This is a genomic window from Streptomyces sp. NPDC003720 (genome assembly GCF_042875075.1).
GTDB lineage: Bacteria > Actinomycetota > Actinomycetes > Streptomycetales > Streptomycetaceae > Streptomyces.
This window is the reverse complement of record NZ_JBIANZ010000006.1, coordinates 1-16,349: the sequence shown is the minus strand read 5'-3', so window position 1 is coordinate 16,349 and position 16,349 is coordinate 1. Positions and strand designations below refer to the sequence as shown.

The window sequence follows — 16,349 nt, the reverse complement described above, 5'->3', positions numbered from 1 at the left end:
GGCGGCTCGGCCCGAACGGAAAGGAGGGACATCGTGGGACTGATCAGCGAGGTGCTGCTGCTGCCGTTCGCACCGGTCCGCGGCGCCGGATGGGCGATCGAGCAGGTGTACCGCGAGGCGGAGCGCATCTACTACGACCCCGCCACCGTACGGGCCGAACTCGCCCGCCTGGAGGAGCAACTGGAGGCAGGCGAGATCAGCGAGGAGGAGTTCGACCGCCGCGAGGACGAACTGCTCGACCGGCTGGAGACCGCCCTGCGCTCCGGCGAAACCACTGGCAACGGGACGACGTGATGAATCGAACGGGACTCGGCCTCGCGATAGGGGCCGGCTACATGCTGGGACGCACCAAGAAGCTCAAACTGGCTCTCGCCGTCGGCTCCGTGGTGGCCGGGAAGAAGCTGAACCTCACTCCGCGGGCCGTGGCGGACCTGCTGAGCCAGCAGCTTCGTGACAACCCGCAGTTCAAGGAGATCGGGGACCAGCTCCGGCAGGATCTACGCGGCGTCGGCAAGGCCGCCACCGGAGCCATGGCCGAGCGGCAGATGAACGCCCTCGCCGACCGGCTGCACGGCCGTACCAACGCGGTGCGCGACCAGCTCTCCGGCGTGGTGCCCGGCAAGGGCTCCGAGCGGGAGGAGCCGGAGGAGAACGAGGAGGAGGACGAGGGGGGCCCCGAGGACTCCGCCGAGCAGGAGGACGAGCGGCCCCGCCGCGAGGCGCCCGCGAAGAAGGCCGCCAAGAAGGCGCCGGCCAAGAAGGCGCCCGCGAAGAAGGCCGCGGCGAAGAGCACGGCCGCCAAGAAGGCGGGCGCTGCCCGCAGAACGGCCACGAAGAAGACGGCCTCGGCCGGCGGCGGCCGGTCCGGGCAGTCGAAGGGCGGCGATGACCGATGACCGAGACCGTCGGCAAGGCCGCGGGCGGAGCGGCCAAGAGCAACCCGCTGTCCGATCTGGCACACAGCGAGGCGGCGGACCGCCTCAAGGAGGAGGTCCAGGAATACCTGGGCGCCCAGGCGCAGAAGCTGCTGACCGGCTTCGGCCGCAAGCTGGGCGAGACCACGGGGAAGCTCAACGACATCGCCGAGGGCAACAGTCCGGGCTTCGCCAAGCTCGCCCTGGACGCCGGCCGCAAGGTCACCGAGGGCAAGGGCCCGCTGCGCTCCGCGCTGGAACTCGGGGCCTCGCACGCCAAGGACACCGTCATGGGCAAGCTGAAGGGCCTCGGGGGCGGCAAGAGCAAGGGCAAGAAGGGCGGGGGCAACAAGCCCACCGTCATCATCGAGTCCGTCGACGTCGGCGTGCCGGTGCGCACCGCCTACGACCAGTGGACCCAGTACCAGGACTTCAGCACCTTCGCCAAGGGCGTGAAGAGCGCGAGCCGCGCCGACGACACGCACTCCGACTGGCAGGCCAAGATCTTCTGGTCCAGCCGGAGCTGGAAGGCGCACACCGTCGAGCAGGTCCCTGACTACAAGATCCAGTGGTCGTCGGAGGGCGCCAAGGGCACCACCAAGGGCGTCGTCACCTTCCACCGGCTCGACGAGAACCTCACCCGCATCCTCCTGGTCATGGAGTACTACCCGAGCGGCCTCTTCGAGAAGACGGGCAACATCTGGCGCGCCCAGGGCCGCCGGGTCCGGCTCGACTTCAAGAACTTCGCCCGTCACATCACGCTCAAGGGCGAGGCGGAGGACGGCTGGCGCGGGGAGATCCGCGACGGCGAGGTCGTCCGCAGCCACGAGGACGCGGTGGAAGAGGAGGAGTCCGAGCAGGAGGAGAACGGGCAGGAGGAGCCCGAGGAGGGCGAGGAGCCCGAGGAGTCCGCGGAGTCCGAGGAGGAAGAGGGCGAAGAGGGCGAGGAGCAGGAGCCCGCCGCCGAGGACGAGGAGGACGAAGAGGGCGAGGAGGGGCAGGAGCCCGCCGCCGAGGACGAGGAGGGCGAAGAGCCCTACGAGGACGAGGCCGAGGGCGAGCCCGAGGAGGAGGGGTACGAGGACGAGCAGGAGGGCCCGTACGAGGACGAGTACGAGGAGGAGCCCGAGGAGGAGGAGCCCGAAGAGGAGCCCGAGGAGGAGCCTGAGTACTCCGGAGGCAGGAGCCGTCGATGACGACTGCCAGCCGGTTCCCCGAGCCCTACGGCCAGAGCGGCGGCGGGGCCAACCTCGCCGACATCCTGGAACGGGTGCTCGACAAGGGTGTCGTCATCGCCGGCGACATCAAGATCAACCTGCTCGACATCGAACTCCTCACCATCAAGCTCCGGCTGGTCGTGGCCTCGGTCGACAAGGCCAAGGAGATGGGCATCGACTGGTGGGAGACCGATCCCGCGCTGTCGTCCCGCGCCCGCCAGAACGAGCTGGCGAAGGAGAACGCCGAGCTCAGGGAGCGGCTCGAACGACTCCAGGAACTGGCGCCCGGCAGCGTGCCGACGGAGGAAGAGGCCCCATGAGCGCACTGCGCTACGTCTACGCGGTCTGCCGCCCGCTCGACGCGCCCCTGCAGGCCGAGCTGACCGGCATCGGGGGCGCACCGCCGGCGCTGCTGCACCACCACGGGCTGGTCGCGGTCGTCAGCTCGGTGCCGGAGGCGGACTTCGACGAGCAGGGGCTGCGGGCCCGTCTGGAGGACCTGGACTGGCTGAGCGCCACCGCCCGCGCCCACCAGGGCGTGATCGCCGCGCTCAGCACGGTCACCACCCCGCTGCCTCTGCGTCTCGCGACCGTGTTCCGGGACGACAGCGGCATCCGGGCGATGATCGAGGCCCGCGAGGACGACTTCCGGCGCGCCCTCGACCGGCTCGAGGGCCGGGTGGAGTGGGGCGTGAAGGTGTTCGTGGAGTCCGAGCCCGCCGAGTCCGCCGCCGCGCCGGCGGCGAAACCGGCCAGCGGCCGCGACTACCTGCGCAGCCGCCGGCGGCACAGCGAGGCGCACGAGGAGAGGTGGCAGCGGGCGGAGTCGTTCGCGCAGTCCCTGCACGAGCGCCTCAGCCGGCAGTCCGAGGACTTCCGGATGCATCCCGCGCAGAACTCCGCGCTGTCGGGCGCGTCGGGTCAGAACGTGCTCAACGCGGCCTACCTGGTGCCCCGCGAGAGCTGCGAGGAGTTCGTGGAGCTGGTGGACCGGACCAAGGACGAGACGCCCGGCATCCGGGTGGAGCTCACCGGTCCCTGGGCCGCGTACTCGTTCAGTGGGGAGGAAGCGTGACCGTCGTGGAGCGACGTGAGATCGCACTGGTGGACCTGCTGGACCGGCTGCTCGCCGGCGGGGTCGTCATCACCGGGGACCTGACGCTGCGGATCGCCGACGTCGACCTCGTCCGCATCGATCTCAACGCGCTGATCAGCTCCGTGAACGAGACGGTGCCCTCACCCTTCGAGGAGTTGCTGTGACCGCCCCCGCCCGCAAGCGGCTCGACCTGGAGCCCGACACGGTCGAACGCGACCTGGTCAAACTGGTGCTGACCGTGGTGGAACTGCTGCGCCAGCTCATGGAGCGGCAGGCGGTGCGCCGCTTCGACACCGGCGAGCTGACCGAGGACCAGGAGGAGCGCATCGGGCTCACCCTGATGCTCCTGGAGGAGCGGATGGCCGAGCTCCGGGACCGCTACGGGCTGCGGCCCGAGGACCTGAACCTGGACCTCGGGCCGCTGGGCCCGCTGCTGCCCCGGCACTGATCCGCGCGGCCCCGGGATCGCCCGGGGCCGCGGTTCAGGCCGCCTTGCGGCAGAGGATCTCGCCGTGCAGGACGCCGAACCAGGCGTCCTCCCGCCGGCCCCAGTCCCGCCAGGCCGCCGCCGCGGCGCGCAGCCGCTCCGGGGTGGCGTGCCCGCCCCGCACGGCCCGGTCGGCGTAGTCCGAGTCCACCGTGCGGTCGGCCCACAGCCCGCTCCACCAGTTCCGTTCCTCCGGCGTGGCGAACGTCCAGGTGCTCGAGGTCGCCGTGACGTCCGTCAGGCCGGCTGCCAGCGCCCAGGCCCGCAGCCGCCGGCCGGCGTCCGGCTCCCCGCCGTTGGCCCGGGCCACCGCCTCGTACAGGTCGAGCCAGTCGTCCAGGCCGGGCAGCGCGGGGTACCAGGTCATCGCCGCGTAGTCGGCGTCGCGCACCGCGATGTACCCGCCGGGCTTCGTCACCCGGTGCATCTCGCGCAGCGCCGCCACCGGATCGCCCACGTGCTGGAGCACCTGGTGGGCGTGGACCACGCAGAACGTGTCGTCGGGGAAGTCCAGGGCGTGGACGTCGGCGACCGTGAAGTCCACGTTGGCCAGACCGCGCGCCTCGGCGGTCGCCCGGGCCCTCTCCAGGATCGCGGGGGCCCGGTCGGCGCCGGTGACATGGCCCTCGGGAACCAGCGCGGCCAGGTCGGCGGTGATGGTGCCGGGGCCGCAGCCGATGTCCAGGACCCGCATATGGGGTCTGAGCACGCCGAGCAGGTAGGCGGCGGAGTTGGCGGCGGTCCGCCAGGTGTGCGACCGCAGCACCGACTCGTGGTGCCCGTGCGTGTAGACGGCGGTGTCCTGCGCTTCCGGCATGGCTTTGCCCCTTCGCCCCTCGACGACGTCACCGGCGGCGGGCCCGAGACCCCGTCGCGCGGTACGCCGAACGGTACGCGCCCGTGCCGAATGATGAGACCCGTGTTTCACCATACGGACCAGCCCGTGCGGCGTCACCGGCCCGGGCCGGCGGTCAGGACAGCGGCCGGTACACCGTCAGCGCCTCGGGCAGCTTCTCCACCAGCACGTCCCCGCCCACCTCGATCACCTCGCCGTCGTACGCCAGGGGCGTCCCGGGGGCGAGGCCGGTCAGCCGCAGCCGGTTCACCTGGACCGCCGCGTGCGCCGGGGACCGGGTGAGGGGGCCGGCGGCGGCCGCCGCCAGCAGACGCAGCGCGGGCCTGCGGGTGCCGTGCACCACCCGCACGTCCAGCAGCCCGTCCGCCAGGTCGGTCCGGCGTCCGGGGGCGAGACCCATCCGGTGGTAGACGCCGTTGCCGACGAACAGCAGCCACAGGGGGTGGCGCTTGCCGCGCAGTTCCACCGTCAGCGGGTGCCGGTCGGCGCGCAGCACCTTCATCGCGCCGAGCATTCCGGCCGGCCAGCCGCCGATCCGGGACGACCAGCGCTCCCGCTCCCGCACCAGCTCCGGGTAGACGCCCAGGCTGAAGGTGTTCAGGAACAGCCCCTCGTGATCGCCCGCCACGAACCGGCCGACGTCCACCCGCACGGCCTCGCCCGCCCGGACGGCGTCGGCCAGGGTCCGCTCGTCCTCCACCCCGAGGTCGTACGCGAAGTGGTTGAGCGTGCCGCCGGGCAGCACCGCCAGCGGCAGACCGCGCCGCAGGGCCACCCCGGCCGCCGTGTTCACCGTCCCGTCGCCCCCGCACACCCCGAGCACCCGCGCCCGCGCGGCGGCCTTCTCCAGCTCCGCCTTCACGTCCTCCGGCGCGCACTCCACGATCTCCGCCCCGGGCAGCGCCTCGTGCAGCACCCGCACCCGGTCGGAGGTGCCCGAGGCGCGGTTGGCGACCAGCACCAGGCCTTCGCCGTCGATCAGCGCCGGCGCCTCGGTCCGGGGCCGCGGCGGGGGCGCCACCTGGGTCCGGGTCGGGACCAGGCCCCGTACGGCCAGCGCGGCGCCCGCGCCCAGCGCCGCCCCCGCCAGCACGTCGCTCGGATAGTGCACGCCCGTGTAGACCCGGGACATGGCCACGGAGAACGCCAGCGGCGCCACCGCCGCACCCCACCGCGGCGACTCCAGCGCGACGCCGGTGGCGAAGGCGGCCGCCGATGCGGCGTGACCGGACGGGAAGGAGGTGGTGATCGGCTGCCGCTTGAGCTGCCGCGACAGCGGCACCGAGTCCAGCACCGGCCGGGCCCGGCGCACCGACCGCTTGCCGAGGGTGTTGATGGCCAGCGAGGCCACGCTCAGCGAGGCCACGCCCCGGGTGGCGGCCCGCCGGGCCCGCGGCGACCGGCTCGCCGCGATCGCCGCGGCCGTCGCGAACCACAGCACCCCGTGGTTGGCGCTCCGGCTCAGCCGGGGCAGCACCCGCTCGGCGCCGGGCCAGTGCCGGCTGGCCGCCAGCTCGAACAGCCGGCAGTCGTACTCGAGCAGCTTGGACAGGGTGCGGAGGCGGGGCCTCGGGACAGTGAGGTCGACGTCTGGGCTCATACGGGTCCGGTTACCCTGAAGTGCCCGCTTCTTGTGCCCGGACACGCCGGTCACCGGCCCGCTGTCACCGGTCCGTCCGACGGGCGCGTGAGGAGACGACCCGGATGCGCCTGCTCCTGGTTCGCCACGGCCAGACCCCGTCCAACGTGGACCGGCTGCTGGACACCGCCGTACCCGGCCCGGGGCTCACCCCGCTCGGCGAGCGGCAGGCCGCCGAACTGCCCCGGGCGCTCGCGGACGAGGACATCGAGGCCGTCTACGTCTCCACCCTGCTGCGCACCCGGCTGACCGCGGCCCCGCTGGCCGCCGCCCGGGGCCTGGAGCCGATCGTCCGGGACGGCATCCGCGAGGTGACCGCCGGCGACCTGGAGATGCTGCCGGGCGACTCCCCGCTGGGCGCCCGCTACCTGCGCACGGTGTTCGCCTGGGCCGCCGGGGACACCGCGCCGCGCATCCCCGGCGGGGAGAACGGCGAGGAGACCCTCGCCCGGTACGACGCCGTGGTCGCCGAGGCTGCCGCCGGCGGCGCGGCGACCGTCGCCATGATCAGCCACGGCGCCGCGATCCGCCTGTGGACCGCGGCCCGGGCCGGCAACGTGGACGTCGCGTACGCGGCGGCCCGCCCCCTGCGCAACACCGGCGTCGTCGTCCTGGAGGGTTCGCCGTCCGACGGGTGGAAGGCGCTGGCCTGGGAGGGCGCGGCGGTGGAACCGGCCGGGGAGGGCGGCCCGGCGGGCGAACCGGTGGACGCCGGATAAAACGGTTTGCCCCGGCCCCCGGGCGGCCCACAGAATGCCTCCTCATGGGACATCTGGAAGCCGCGCACCTCGAGTACCACCTCCCCGACGGCAGGACGCTGCTCGGCGATGTCTCCTTCCGGGTCGGCGAGGGGGCGGCCGTCGCCCTGGTCGGCCCCAACGGCGCCGGCAAGACGACGCTGCTCCGGCTGATCTCCGGAGAGCTGAAACCGCACGGCGGCACGGTGACCGTCAGCGGCGGCCTCGGCGTGATGCGCCAGTTCGTCGGCTCCGTACGGGACGAGACGACCGTGCGCGACCTGCTCGTCTCCGTCGCCCCGCCCCGTATCCGCGAGGTGGCGCGGGCCGTCGACCGGGCCGAGCACGCCATCATGACCGTCGACGACGAGGCCGCCCAGCTCGGCTACGCGCAGGCCCTCCGACTGGGCCGAGGCACGCGGCTACGAGGCCGAGACGCTGTGGGACATGTGCACCACCGCGGCCCTCGGCATGCCGTACGAGCGGGCCCAGTGGCGGCAGGTGCGCACCCTCTCCGGCGGCGAGCAGAAACGCCTCGTCCTGGAGGCGCTGCTGCGCGGCACCGACGAGGTGCTGCTGCTGGACGAGCCGGACAACTACCTCGACGTGCCCGGCAAGCGCTGGCTTGAGGAGCAGCTGCGGGAGACCCGCAAGACGGTGCTGTTCGTCTCCCACGACCGGGAACTCCTCGCCCGCGCCGCCGAGCGGATCGTCTCCGTGGAACCGGGCCCGGCCGGCGCCGACGCCTGGGTGCACGGCGGCGGCTTCGCCACCTACCACGACGCGCGCCGCGAGCGCTTCGCCCGCTTCGAGGAGCTGCGCCGCCGCTGGGACGAGAAGCACGCCCAGCTCAAGAAGCTCGTGATCAACCTCCGCCAGGCCGCCTCCGTCAGCCACGAGATGGCCTCCCGCTACCAGGCCGCGCAGACCAGGCTGCGCAAGTTCGAGGAGGCCGGACCGCCGCCCGAGCCGCCGCGCGAACAGGACATCAGGATGCGCCTGAAGGGCGGCCGTACCGGCGTGCGCGCCGTCACCTGCGCCGGTCTCGAACTGACCGGCCTGATGAAGCCCTTCGACCTGGAGGTCTTCTACGGCGAGCGGGTCGCCGTGCTCGGCTCCAACGGCTCCGGCAAGTCGCACTTCCTGCGGCTCCTGGCCGGCCAGGAGGTGGCCCACACGGGTCAGTGGAAGCTCGGCGCCCGGGTGGTGCCCGGCCACTTCGCGCAGACCCACGCCCACCCCGAACTCGCCGGCCGCACCCTGCTGGACATCCTCTGGAAGGAGCACGCCCAGGACCGGGGCGCCGCCATGTCACGGCTGCGCCGCTACGAGCTGACCGGCCAGGCGGAGCAGTCCTTCGACCGGCTCTCCGGCGGCCAGCAGGCCCGCTTCCAGATCCTGCTGCTGGAACTGGAGGGTGTTACCGCCCTGCTGCTGGACGAGCCCACCGACAACCTCGACCTGGAGTCCGCCGAGGCGCTCCAGGAAGGCCTGGAGGCGTTCGAGGGCACCGTCCTCGCGGTCACCCACGACCGCTGGTTCGCCCGCTCCTTCGACCGGTTCCTGGTGTTCGGCAGCGACGGCCGCGTCCGCGAGACCTCCGAGCCGGTCTGGGACGAGCGCCGGGTGGAGCGCGCCCGCTGAGGACGTATGCGACAGGCCCGGCGGCCGGGATGTTCGTACAGTGGAGGCAGGAACGCCGGATCCCCGGCTTCCTCCCGGAAACCCCGGGTGCGGCGCGTCCGGACGGGTACCCGGACCGCAGAGACGACCACGACGAGCGGGGCACCACCATGACCGGAGTCGAGCCCAGCCGACTGGACGACCAGCAGCTCATGAAAGAGCTGGAGACGATCCACCGCACGCGCCACGACACCCTGCTGTACGGCTCCAACGACGCGCTGCGGGCCCACAACGAGCGGATGGCGCAGCTCGAGGGCGAGTACCTGCGCCGCAACCCGCGCCGCCTGGTGAGCGCGGGCCGCACCCGCGAGGGCGCCCGTGAGCGCTGCTGCGGCGAGACGGTGACCCCGGGCGCCTCCGGCACCTGATCCTCACGACCGCGTGGGAGGGCCGGCCCGTACGGGCCGGCCCTCCCACGTTCCGGGCGGGTGACGGGCTCAGCCCGCCTCACCGGCGAACACGTGCAGGAACGCGTCGCAGAACGCCTTCAGGTCGTCCGGCTTGCGGCTGGTCACCAGCTTGTTGGAGCCGTGGTCGCAGATCTTGACCTGCTCGTCGACCCAGGTGCCGCCCGCGTTGCGGATGTCGGTCCGCAGGCTGGGCCACGAGGTCAGCTCCCGGCCCCGCACGACGTCCGCCTCGACCAGCGTCCACGGCGCGTGGCAGATCGCGGCGACCGGCTTGCCCTGCTCGAAGAACTCCTTGACGAACCCGACGGCCTTGTCGTCCATCCGCAGGAAGTCCGGGTTGGCGACCCCGCCGGGCAGCACGAGCGCGCCGAACCCGTTGGCCGACGTCTCGCCGACCACCTCGTCCACGGGGAACGTGTCGGCCTTGTCCAGATGGTTGAACGCCTGGATCTTGCCGGACGCGGTCGACACCAGCACCGGCTCGTGCCCGCCGTCGGAGGCGGCCTTCCACGGCTCGGTCAGCTCGACCTGCTCGACACCCTCGGGAGCCACCAGAAACGCGATACGCATCTTGCCTCACTTTCCTTCCGTAACACCGAAAACGGCCTTCTCGGCCCGGGCGCGCCGCTTCCTCGCCCCGGCCGCCCGCCGGCAGCGCAGCAGTTCCTCGCCGTACGGCAGCAGCACGCACGCGCCGACCGCGAGGCCGACGCCGGCCAGATAGCCCGCCGACAGCGGGCGCCGGCGCCGCACCAGACGCCAGGCGTCCGGGTCGCCGCGGCCGCGCCGCAGCAGCGAGCGCACCTGGTCGGCGTGCAGGCACATCAGCGAGGTCAGCGCGCCGAACGGGAGCGACTCCAGGAAGCTGTGGATGTGCTGCTCGACGGGCCTGACCTCGCGGTCGCTGTCCACCGCCGTACGGACGTCCCACAGCGCGGTCGCCTCGTGCACCGCCGCCGCGCCCAGTTGCAGGGACAGCAGCAGCGGGTTGATCTCGTAGCGCAGGGTCAGCACGATGGGCATGCCGATCTCCGCCATCATCAGCGAATGGATCAGGGACTCCTTCGTCCCCGCGGTGTCCTCGATCCGGGTGCGCCGGTGCATCGCCCAGTCGGCCAGTCCCGGCACGAACCAGCCGGGCAGCAGCCCGTACAGCAGGAACCGCGTCGTGGCGTCGCCGACGTCGCCGGTGGCGCCACTCGCGGCGATCTCGGCCGCCTGGCCCTGGCTCATGCGCCGCCCACCAGCGCCTCGGCCAGTTGCTGCACGTTCTCGTAGCGGTTCGAGCGGCTCAGTCCCGCCACCGCGTCGATCATCGCCCCGGGGGCGTTGCCGCGGCGCAGCGCCCGCGCCAGCTCACCCGCGCTGGCCGGGAAGGCGTGCCGTCCCAGGTGCCGCGCCAGCTCAAGCCGCACCTTCTCCAGCGACGCGCCCGACTGCCCCGGCGCCACGGGCCCGGCCCACACCTCCGGGTCGTCGTCCGCGGTGGGCTCCGGGTCGTGCCACTCCTCGGTGCGCGTCGGGCGCCCGGACCTGAGCAGGCCCTGCAGCTCGTGTTTCATCTCGTCGTCCCGGTGGACGCTCAGTCGGTCACTGCCTCGCTGCATGTTCTCCCTCCAGAGGGTCGAAGGTCCGCACCGCGTACCCGCCGGCCGCCGGCCGACACGGGCTTCCCGGCACTTCGTGACCGTCTGTCCCGGTCACTTCTTGTCACCCGGCAGGAACTCCTGCACCTTTGCCTTCAGCCCCCGCTTGATCATCGATCCCCGGTCGGCGTCCCCCTTCAGGATCGACTTGGCCGTCGCCTCCATCTGCTCCCACGAGGCGTGCGGCGGGATGGGCGGTACGGCGGGGTCGGTGACGAACTCGACCACGGCCGGACCGTCGGCCTCCAGCGCCGCGCGCCAGGCCGACTCGACCTCCTCGGGCTTCTCCACCCGGATCCCGGTCAGGCCGAGGGTGCGGGCGAACGCCGCGTACTGCACGTCGGGGATCTCCTGCGACGGAAGGAACGACGGGGAGCCCTCCATCGCGCGCATCTCCCACGTCACCTGGTTCAGGTCGCGGTTGTTCCAGACGCCCACCACCAGCCGCGGATCGGACCAGCGGTCGCGGTACTTGGCAGCGGTGATCATCTCCGCCAGCCCGTTCATCTGCATCGCGCCGTCACCGACCAGCGCGACCACCGGCCGGTCCGGATGGGCGAACTTGGCGCCGATCGCGTAGGGCACGCCCGGGCCCATCGTCGCGAGCGTCCCGGACAGCGAACCGCGCATGCCCGGCCGCATCGTGATGTGCCGCGCGTACCAGTTGGCGACCGAACCGGAGTCCGACGTGAGGATCACGTCGTCCGGCAGCAGCGGGTCGAGCGCCCGCGCCACGTACTCGGGGTTGATCGGGTCGGCCGTCAGACCGGCCCGCCGCTCCATCGTGTCGTGCCAGCGCTTGACGTTGTCGCACACGGTGTCGTGCCACTCGCGTCCGCCCCGGTCGGTTTCCAGCAGCGGGATCAGCCGCCGCAGCGTGGCCCGGGCGTCGCCCACGAGGTTCACCTCGTACGGGTAACGCATGCCGACCATGTGCGGGTCGATGTCGATCTGCACCCCGCGCGCCTTGCCGAACTCCGGCATGAACTGCGTGTACGGGAACGAGGAACCGATGGTCAGCAGCGTGTCGCAGTCCCGCATCAGCTCGTACGACGGCCTGCTGCCCAGCAGCCCGATCGGCCCGGTGACGTACGGCAGCTCGTCGCTGAGGACGTCCTTGCCGAGCAGCGCCTTGGCCACGCCCGCGCCGAGCAGTTCGGCGATCTCCCGCACCTCCGCGACCGCGCCGGCGGCGCCCTGCCCGATCAGGATCGCCGGCTTGTCGCCGGCGTTCAGGACGTCCGCCGCCCGGCGCAGCGCGTCGTCCGTCGGGGTCGAGGTGTAGTCGCTCATCCCCAGGCTGGACGGCACCATCTTGAACTCGTGCGTCGGCGGCGAGTAGTCCAGTTCCTGCACGTCGCCCGGGATGATGATCGCCGTGGGGCAGCGCCGGGCGTAGGCGGTGCGGATCGCCCGGTCCAGCACGTTCGGCAGCTGCTCGGGCACCATCACCGTCTCGACGAACTCCGAGGCGACGTCCTTGTACAGCGTGTGCAGATCGACTTCCTGCTGGTAGGAGCCGCCGATCGCGGTCCGGTTGGTCTGGCCGACGATCGCCAGCACCGGGACGTGGTCCAGCTTGGCGTCGTACAGGCCGTTCAGCAGGTGGATCGCGCCGGGCCCCGAGGTGGCCGCGCACACCCCGATCCGGCCGCTGAACTTGGCGTACCCGACCGCCTCGAAGGCGGACATCTCCTCGTGGCGGGACTGGATGAAGCGGGGCCGGTCCTCCGCCCGGCCCCAGGCGGCGAGCAGCCCGTTGATGCCGTCTCCGGGATAGCCGAAGACCTGTTCCACGCCCCAGGCGCGCAGCCGCTCGAGGATGTGGTCGGAGACCTTGCTGCTCATGGAGGGGTCCTCCCGGTGCGGTTGGTGACGGACATCCGTTCACTACCTGCCGAGTGACCTGCGGCGGGTGCCGAAAACCTGTCGCGGGCGCGGGCTTGGGGGCCGGCGGGAAGCGTCACCCGCCCGGCCCTCCGGGGTCCTGCGAATGGGGTCCGGCCGCGCGCGGTACGGCGCCGGGCGGGCTCTGATGGCAGTCGAGGGCACCAGCCGTGCCCCGCCGACCGCCGACCCCGTTTCGCCGAGGAGCCCGTCCCATGCGCCGCACCGCCCGTGCCCTGTCCGTCGCCGTCCTGGCCGGCGCCGCGCTCGTCATGACCGGGCCGGCCGCGTCCGCGGATTCCGGGGCCGTCGAGAGCCCCGGACCCGTGCGGTCCGAGGCCCCGCTCACCGTGCCCGGTCCGGTGACGGTGCCCGCGCCCTGCGTCGGCGGCACCGGCGCGGGCGCCGTCCCCGGAGGGGTGTGCCCCTCGGTGGACGGGCGGCAGACCCCGGCGCCGCAGCAGGAGTTCGGCCAGACCCTGGTACCGGGGGAGGCGGACCCGGACGGAGAGGCGCTGGGGGAGGACCAGGGGCTGGCGGACCAGCAGCAGGGGCTGAGCACGGCAGACGGACTGTGGCAGGGACAGGAGCAAGGCGACGGACAGGTCGAGGGCGAGGGGCAGGGTCAGAGCCAGGGTCAGGGTCAGGGTCAGAGTCAGGGGCAGGGGCAGGGCCAGGGGTGCGATAAGGCGGAGGCGTGTGAGGACGGCGGCTCGGACGGCTGCCGGGCGTCCGGCGGGAACGACGACTGCCCGCCGGCGCAGGTGGAGCACGGGGTGCAGGCGGGACAGGGAGGCGCCTTCGGCGACTCGGTACCGGCCCTGGTCGCGGGCGGTGTGCTGATCGCCGCCGCCTGCGCCGGCGCGGGCTACCGGCTCCTGGGCCGCCGACGGACGGCGGGCGGCTGACGCCGGGCCGGCCCGGCACTGTGACGGGAACGACCGCGATCACCCGTCATGGCGGGCCGTCCGGCGGGTACACACCCAGCCGAGGGCACCGTCCGCGGGCCCCGGACGCCCGGCCCGCCCCACCGGAGCCGCCGGAGAGCCGGTGGTGACGGCCGGCGGAGGAGAGCACGGACCGTACGGACCGGCGGACGGCACCACGACAGCGCGGAGGCGGACATGCGGCGCACGGACCCGGAGGGGCACGGTCCCGTCCGCTACGGGCCCCCACTGCCCGGCGACGGCCTGCCCGTGCTGCCGGAACTCGCCGCCGTCCTCGCCGCCGCGGCGGGCCGCGCCGAGGCCCAGCCGGTCGGCGGTTCCCCCGCCCTGCTGGAGGCGGCCTGCGGCTACTGGACCCGGCGCGGCCTGGCCTGCGTTCCCGACCGGGTGGCCGCGGGCCCCGGCGCCCCCGCCCTGCTGCTCGCCGTGACCGCCGCGCTCGCCGGGGACGGCGGCGACGTGCTGGTGCCCCGCCCCTGCGCCGCCTGGTGGGCGCCCTACGCCCGGCTGCTCGGCAGACCCGTGTTCCACGTGCCCACCCCGGCCGAGAGCGGCGGCGTCCCCGACCTCTACGCCCTGCTGGAGACCGTGCGCCGGGTCCGCGCCGAGGGCGGCGATCCCCGGCTGCTGGTGCTGTCCGTCGCCGACGACCCCACCGCCACCGTCGCCCCGCCCGAACTGCTGCACGAGACCGTCGAGGCGGCCGTCGCCGAGGGCCTGCACCTGGTCAGCGACGAGACCTGGCGCGACACGCTGCACGACCCGCACGGCACCGTCCTGCTCAGCCCGGCCGAGATGCTGCCCGACCGGGTCACCGTCGTCACCGACCTGGCCGGCGCCCTGCTGCCGCCCGGCTGGCCCGCCGCCGTCGCGCGCGTGCCCTCCGGAGCGGCGGGGGAGCGGCTCCACGCGCGCGTGCTCGACATCCTCACCGCCCTCGACGCCCGGGTCGCCGCGCCCGTCGCCGCCGCGGCCGGATACGCCCTGGACGAGCCCGCGCCCGTCACAGAGCGCCGCGAGGCCGCCGTACGCCTGCACGCGCGCGTGGCCGCCGCCGCGCACGCCGCGGTCGTCTCGGCCGGCGCGCTCGCCCGGCCACCGCAGGCCGGCCGCCACCTGTACGCCGACCTCGCGCCGCTCGGCGACGCGCTCGCCCGCCGGGGCGTGACGGACGCACAGGAACTCGAGGACTTCCTCACCGCCCGGCTCGGCATGCCCGCGCCCGGCGGCCACCGCTTCGGCGACGCCCTCGGCGAGCTGCGGGTGCGGCTCGCCACGGGGCCCCTGCTGGGCGGCGCGGACGAGGAACGCACGGAATCCCTCACGTCACCCTCACCGTTGGAACTGCCACACGTGCACCAGGCGTTGATCTCCTTGAGGTCGGCCTTCGACGGCCTCCGCGACGACGCTCAGCGACGGGAGCCTCCTCGATGACGCAGCAGACGCATGAGCCCGGGTCCACCGCCACGACGTCCCTGACGGCCTCCGCCGGCACGGCGACCGCCACGCCCTCCGCAACCTCCGCCGGCACGGCGACCGCCACGCCCTCGGCGGCCCCCGCCGACCCGGCGACCGCCACGCCCTCCGTAACCTCTGCCGACACGGCGACCGCCACGCCCTCCGCAACCTCCGCCGGCACGGCTGCCGCCACGCCCACCAGAACCGCCCCGGCCGCGGCGGACCCGGCGGGGCGCGCGACCGGCGCCCGCGCGCCCCGCACCCCGCTCGCGCCCCCGTTCCCGCCGCTCGCCGAGCCCCGGCCGCTGGGCGAGCGCCGGGTGTGGCCGCGTACCTTCCACGACCGGCTCACCGCGCCCCTGCCCGGCCTCAAGGCGCTCGCCCGCTTCGCCCGCGAGGGCTCCGTGCGCCCCGGGCCCGAGGGCCTCGCCGACGTCCGCCGTGTCCCGTACGCCCCCGGCCCGCTGCCGAGCGTGGGCGCCGGCACCCTCGCCGTCACCTGGGCGGGGCACGCGAGCTGGATCGTCCGGGCCGGCGGGCTGACCGTCCTGACCGACCCGGTGTGGTCCCGGCGCATCCTCGGCACCCCGGCCCGCATCACGCCGGTCGGCGTCCCCTGGGAGGACCTGCGGCGCGTCGACGCGGTCGTCATCAGCCACAACCACTACGACCACCTGGACGCCCCCACCCTGAGCCGTCTCCCGCGCGACGTCCCGGTGTTCGTGCCCGCCGGTCTCGGCCGCTGGTTCCAGCGGCGCCGGTTCACCCGCGTCACCGAGCTGGACTGGTGGGAGGGCGCCGAACTGTCCGGCGTCCGCTTCGACTTCGTGCCCGCGCACCACTGGTCCAAGCGCACCCTCACCGACACCTGCCACAGCCTCTGGGGCGGCTGGGTCCTCACCGACCCGGACGGACAGCGCCTCTACTTCGCCGGCGACACCGGTTACGGCCACTGGTTCTCCCGCATAGGCCGCCGCTACCCGGGGATCGACCTCGCCCTGATGCCCATCGGCGCCTACGACCCCCGCTGGTGGCTCAGCGACGTCCACTGCGACCCGGAGGAGGCGGTACGGGCCACCCTGGACCTGGGGGCGCGCAGAATGGCCCCGATGCACTGGGGCACGTTCGTGCTGTCGGCCGAGCCGGTCCTGGAGCCGCTGACCCGGGTGCGCGCGGCCTGGGAGAAGGCGGGTCTGGAGCGCGAGGACCTGTGGGACCTCCCGGTGGGGGGTTCGCGCGTGCTCGAGTGAGCCCGGCCCGCCCGTGGCCGGCGCCCGCCGGCTAGGTCGTGTCCGCAAAGTCGCGTCGTTCGCCCGCAGGGCGGGCGTCGCGGCGTCCGGTGCGTGCTCTGGGGGTCCCCCCGGCCGAAGGC

At 73.8% G+C, this 16,349-nt stretch carries 18 protein-coding genes and 1 pseudogene; 13 read left to right on the top strand and 6 right to left on the bottom strand.

The genetic code is table 11. The features are described 5' to 3' along the window. Window positions 1-33 precede the first annotated feature (33 nt). Genes ACFYU0_RS17520 through ACFYU0_RS17490 form a run of 7 tightly spaced genes read left to right on the top strand, consistent with a single transcriptional unit; the run spans window position 34 to window position 3,675 of the window. Window positions 34-294 (top strand): gas vesicle protein GvpG, encoded by a 261-nt coding sequence (locus tag ACFYU0_RS17520; RefSeq protein WP_351669017.1) that lies wholly within the window; start codon window positions 34-36, stop codon window positions 292-294. Then, window positions 294-896, top strand: a complete 603-nt coding sequence (locus ACFYU0_RS17515) for a DNA primase (protein ID WP_389301988.1) — start codon at window positions 294-296, stop codon at window positions 894-896. Before ACFYU0_RS17520 ends, ACFYU0_RS17515 begins: the two co-directional genes overlap by 1 nt. Continuing rightward, window positions 893-2,110 carry an SRPBCC family protein gene (locus ACFYU0_RS17510; protein WP_389301985.1) on the top strand — a complete coding sequence of 406 codons (1,218 nt, stop codon included), beginning with the start codon at window positions 893-895 and terminating at the stop codon, window positions 2,108-2,110. Before ACFYU0_RS17515 ends, ACFYU0_RS17510 begins: the two co-directional genes overlap by 4 nt. After that, complete coding sequence (locus ACFYU0_RS17505; protein WP_199212706.1) at window positions 2,107-2,451, top strand: gas vesicle protein GvpJ; 345 nt, start codon at window positions 2,107-2,109, stop codon at window positions 2,449-2,451. Before ACFYU0_RS17510 ends, ACFYU0_RS17505 begins: the two co-directional genes overlap by 4 nt. Beyond that, the gene (locus ACFYU0_RS17500) at window positions 2,448-3,206 is read left to right on the top strand and encodes a GvpL/GvpF family gas vesicle protein (protein WP_389301981.1); all 759 of its coding nucleotides are present in this window, start codon (window positions 2,448-2,450) and stop codon (window positions 3,204-3,206) included. The genes ACFYU0_RS17505 and ACFYU0_RS17500 overlap by 4 nt, the downstream gene beginning before the upstream one ends. Continuing rightward, window positions 3,203-3,391 (top strand): gas vesicle protein, encoded by a 189-nt coding sequence (locus tag ACFYU0_RS17495; protein ID WP_143638825.1) that lies wholly within the window; start codon window positions 3,203-3,205, stop codon window positions 3,389-3,391. Before ACFYU0_RS17500 ends, ACFYU0_RS17495 begins: the two co-directional genes overlap by 4 nt. Beyond that, window positions 3,388-3,675 (top strand): gas vesicle protein K, encoded by a 288-nt coding sequence (locus ACFYU0_RS17490; protein ID WP_351669008.1) that lies wholly within the window; start codon window positions 3,388-3,390, stop codon window positions 3,673-3,675. Before ACFYU0_RS17495 ends, ACFYU0_RS17490 begins: the two co-directional genes overlap by 4 nt. 34 nt (window positions 3,676-3,709) lie before the next feature. Here ACFYU0_RS17490 and ACFYU0_RS17485 read toward each other — a convergent pair whose 3' ends face one another. Both ACFYU0_RS17485 and ACFYU0_RS17480 read right to left on the bottom strand, forming a co-directional pair. After that, complete coding sequence (locus ACFYU0_RS17485) at window positions 3,710-4,531, bottom strand: class I SAM-dependent methyltransferase (protein ID WP_389301977.1); 822 nt, start codon at window positions 4,529-4,531, stop codon at window positions 3,710-3,712. A gap of 154 nt (window positions 4,532-4,685) precedes the next feature. Then, window positions 4,686-6,170: a phosphatase PAP2 family protein gene (locus ACFYU0_RS17480; RefSeq protein ID WP_351669004.1), complete on the bottom strand. Its 1,485-nt coding sequence runs from the start codon at window positions 6,168-6,170 to the stop codon at window positions 4,686-4,688. A gap of 104 nt (window positions 6,171-6,274) precedes the next feature. Here ACFYU0_RS17480 and ACFYU0_RS17475 point away from each other — a divergent pair, with 104 nt between their 5' ends. The 3 genes and pseudogenes from ACFYU0_RS17475 (at window position 6,275) to ACFYU0_RS17465 (ending at window position 8,997) form a co-directional block, all read left to right on the top strand. Next, window positions 6,275-6,928, top strand: coding sequence for a histidine phosphatase family protein (locus tag ACFYU0_RS17475; RefSeq protein ID WP_389301974.1), 654 nt, complete (start codon window positions 6,275-6,277; stop codon window positions 6,926-6,928). Window positions 6,929-6,972: 44 nt separating this feature from the next. Continuing rightward, window positions 6,973-8,590 (top strand): annotated as a pseudogene (locus ACFYU0_RS17470) (ABC-F family ATP-binding cassette domain-containing protein). Between the two features lie 149 nt (window positions 8,591-8,739). Continuing rightward, window positions 8,740-8,997 (top strand): DUF6158 family protein, encoded by a 258-nt coding sequence (locus ACFYU0_RS17465; protein ID WP_351669089.1) that lies wholly within the window; start codon window positions 8,740-8,742, stop codon window positions 8,995-8,997. 69 nt (window positions 8,998-9,066) lie between these two features. On the opposite strand, the gene ACFYU0_RS17460 is transcribed toward ACFYU0_RS17465, so the two are convergent. From ACFYU0_RS17460 to ACFYU0_RS17445, 4 genes are all read right to left on the bottom strand, one after another. Further along, window positions 9,067-9,609, bottom strand: coding sequence for a type 1 glutamine amidotransferase domain-containing protein (locus ACFYU0_RS17460; protein WP_351668998.1), 543 nt, complete (start codon window positions 9,607-9,609; stop codon window positions 9,067-9,069). A gap of 6 nt (window positions 9,610-9,615) precedes the next feature. Beyond that, window positions 9,616-10,272, bottom strand: a complete 657-nt coding sequence (locus ACFYU0_RS17455; RefSeq protein ID WP_389301971.1) for a diguanylate cyclase — start codon at window positions 10,270-10,272, stop codon at window positions 9,616-9,618. Continuing rightward, a complete protein-coding gene (locus ACFYU0_RS17450) occupies window positions 10,269-10,646 on the bottom strand; it encodes a DUF2795 domain-containing protein (RefSeq protein WP_351668994.1) in 378 nt (125 codons plus the stop codon). Before ACFYU0_RS17450 ends, ACFYU0_RS17455 begins: the two co-directional genes overlap by 4 nt. A gap of 93 nt (window positions 10,647-10,739) precedes the next feature. After that, complete coding sequence (locus ACFYU0_RS17445; RefSeq protein WP_351668992.1) at window positions 10,740-12,533, bottom strand: thiamine pyrophosphate-requiring protein; 1,794 nt, start codon at window positions 12,531-12,533, stop codon at window positions 10,740-10,742. Window positions 12,534-12,787: 254 nt separating this feature from the next. On the opposite strand from ACFYU0_RS17445, the gene ACFYU0_RS17440 reads away from it, so the two are divergent. The 3 genes from ACFYU0_RS17440 (at window position 12,788) to ACFYU0_RS17430 (ending at window position 16,227) form a co-directional block, all read left to right on the top strand. Next, a complete protein-coding gene (locus tag ACFYU0_RS17440) occupies window positions 12,788-13,480 on the top strand; it encodes a hypothetical protein (protein ID WP_389301966.1) in 693 nt (230 codons plus the stop codon). Between the two features lie 216 nt (window positions 13,481-13,696). Beyond that, a complete protein-coding gene (locus ACFYU0_RS17435; RefSeq protein WP_389301963.1) occupies window positions 13,697-14,953 on the top strand; it encodes an aminotransferase class I/II-fold pyridoxal phosphate-dependent enzyme in 1,257 nt (418 codons plus the stop codon). Further along, window positions 14,950-16,227, top strand: coding sequence for an MBL fold metallo-hydrolase (locus tag ACFYU0_RS17430; RefSeq protein WP_389301960.1), 1,278 nt, complete (start codon window positions 14,950-14,952; stop codon window positions 16,225-16,227). Before ACFYU0_RS17435 ends, ACFYU0_RS17430 begins: the two co-directional genes overlap by 4 nt. Window positions 16,228-16,349 lie beyond the last annotated feature (122 nt).

Coding starts and splice junctions, on each gene's coding strand:
- ACFYU0_RS17515 (WP_389301988.1), top strand. CDS start 294: ATGAATCGAACGGGACTCGGCCTCGCGATAGGGGCCGGCTACATGCTG.
- ACFYU0_RS17510 (WP_389301985.1), top strand. CDS start 893: ATGACCGAGACCGTCGGCAAGGCCGCGGGCGGAGCGGCCAAGAGCAAC.
- ACFYU0_RS17505 (WP_199212706.1), top strand. CDS start 2,107: ATGACGACTGCCAGCCGGTTCCCCGAGCCCTACGGCCAGAGCGGCGGC.
- ACFYU0_RS17500 (WP_389301981.1), top strand. CDS start 2,448: ATGAGCGCACTGCGCTACGTCTACGCGGTCTGCCGCCCGCTCGACGCG.
- ACFYU0_RS17485 (WP_389301977.1), bottom strand. CDS start 4,531: ATGCCGGAAGCGCAGGACACCGCCGTCTACACGCACGGGCACCACGAG.
- ACFYU0_RS17480 (WP_351669004.1), bottom strand. CDS start 6,170: ATGAGCCCAGACGTCGACCTCACTGTCCCGAGGCCCCGCCTCCGCACC.
- ACFYU0_RS17475 (WP_389301974.1), top strand. CDS start 6,275: ATGCGCCTGCTCCTGGTTCGCCACGGCCAGACCCCGTCCAACGTGGAC.
- ACFYU0_RS17465 (WP_351669089.1), top strand. CDS start 8,740: ATGACCGGAGTCGAGCCCAGCCGACTGGACGACCAGCAGCTCATGAAA.
- ACFYU0_RS17460 (WP_351668998.1), bottom strand. CDS start 9,609: ATGCGTATCGCGTTTCTGGTGGCTCCCGAGGGTGTCGAGCAGGTCGAG.
- ACFYU0_RS17455 (WP_389301971.1), bottom strand. CDS start 10,272: ATGAGCCAGGGCCAGGCGGCCGAGATCGCCGCGAGTGGCGCCACCGGC.
- ACFYU0_RS17450 (WP_351668994.1), bottom strand. CDS start 10,646: ATGCAGCGAGGCAGTGACCGACTGAGCGTCCACCGGGACGACGAGATG.
- ACFYU0_RS17445 (WP_351668992.1), bottom strand. CDS start 12,533: ATGAGCAGCAAGGTCTCCGACCACATCCTCGAGCGGCTGCGCGCCTGG.
- ACFYU0_RS17440 (WP_389301966.1), top strand. CDS start 12,788: ATGCGCCGCACCGCCCGTGCCCTGTCCGTCGCCGTCCTGGCCGGCGCC.
- ACFYU0_RS17435 (WP_389301963.1), top strand. CDS start 13,697: ATGCGGCGCACGGACCCGGAGGGGCACGGTCCCGTCCGCTACGGGCCC.
- ACFYU0_RS17430 (WP_389301960.1), top strand. CDS start 14,950: ATGACGCAGCAGACGCATGAGCCCGGGTCCACCGCCACGACGTCCCTG.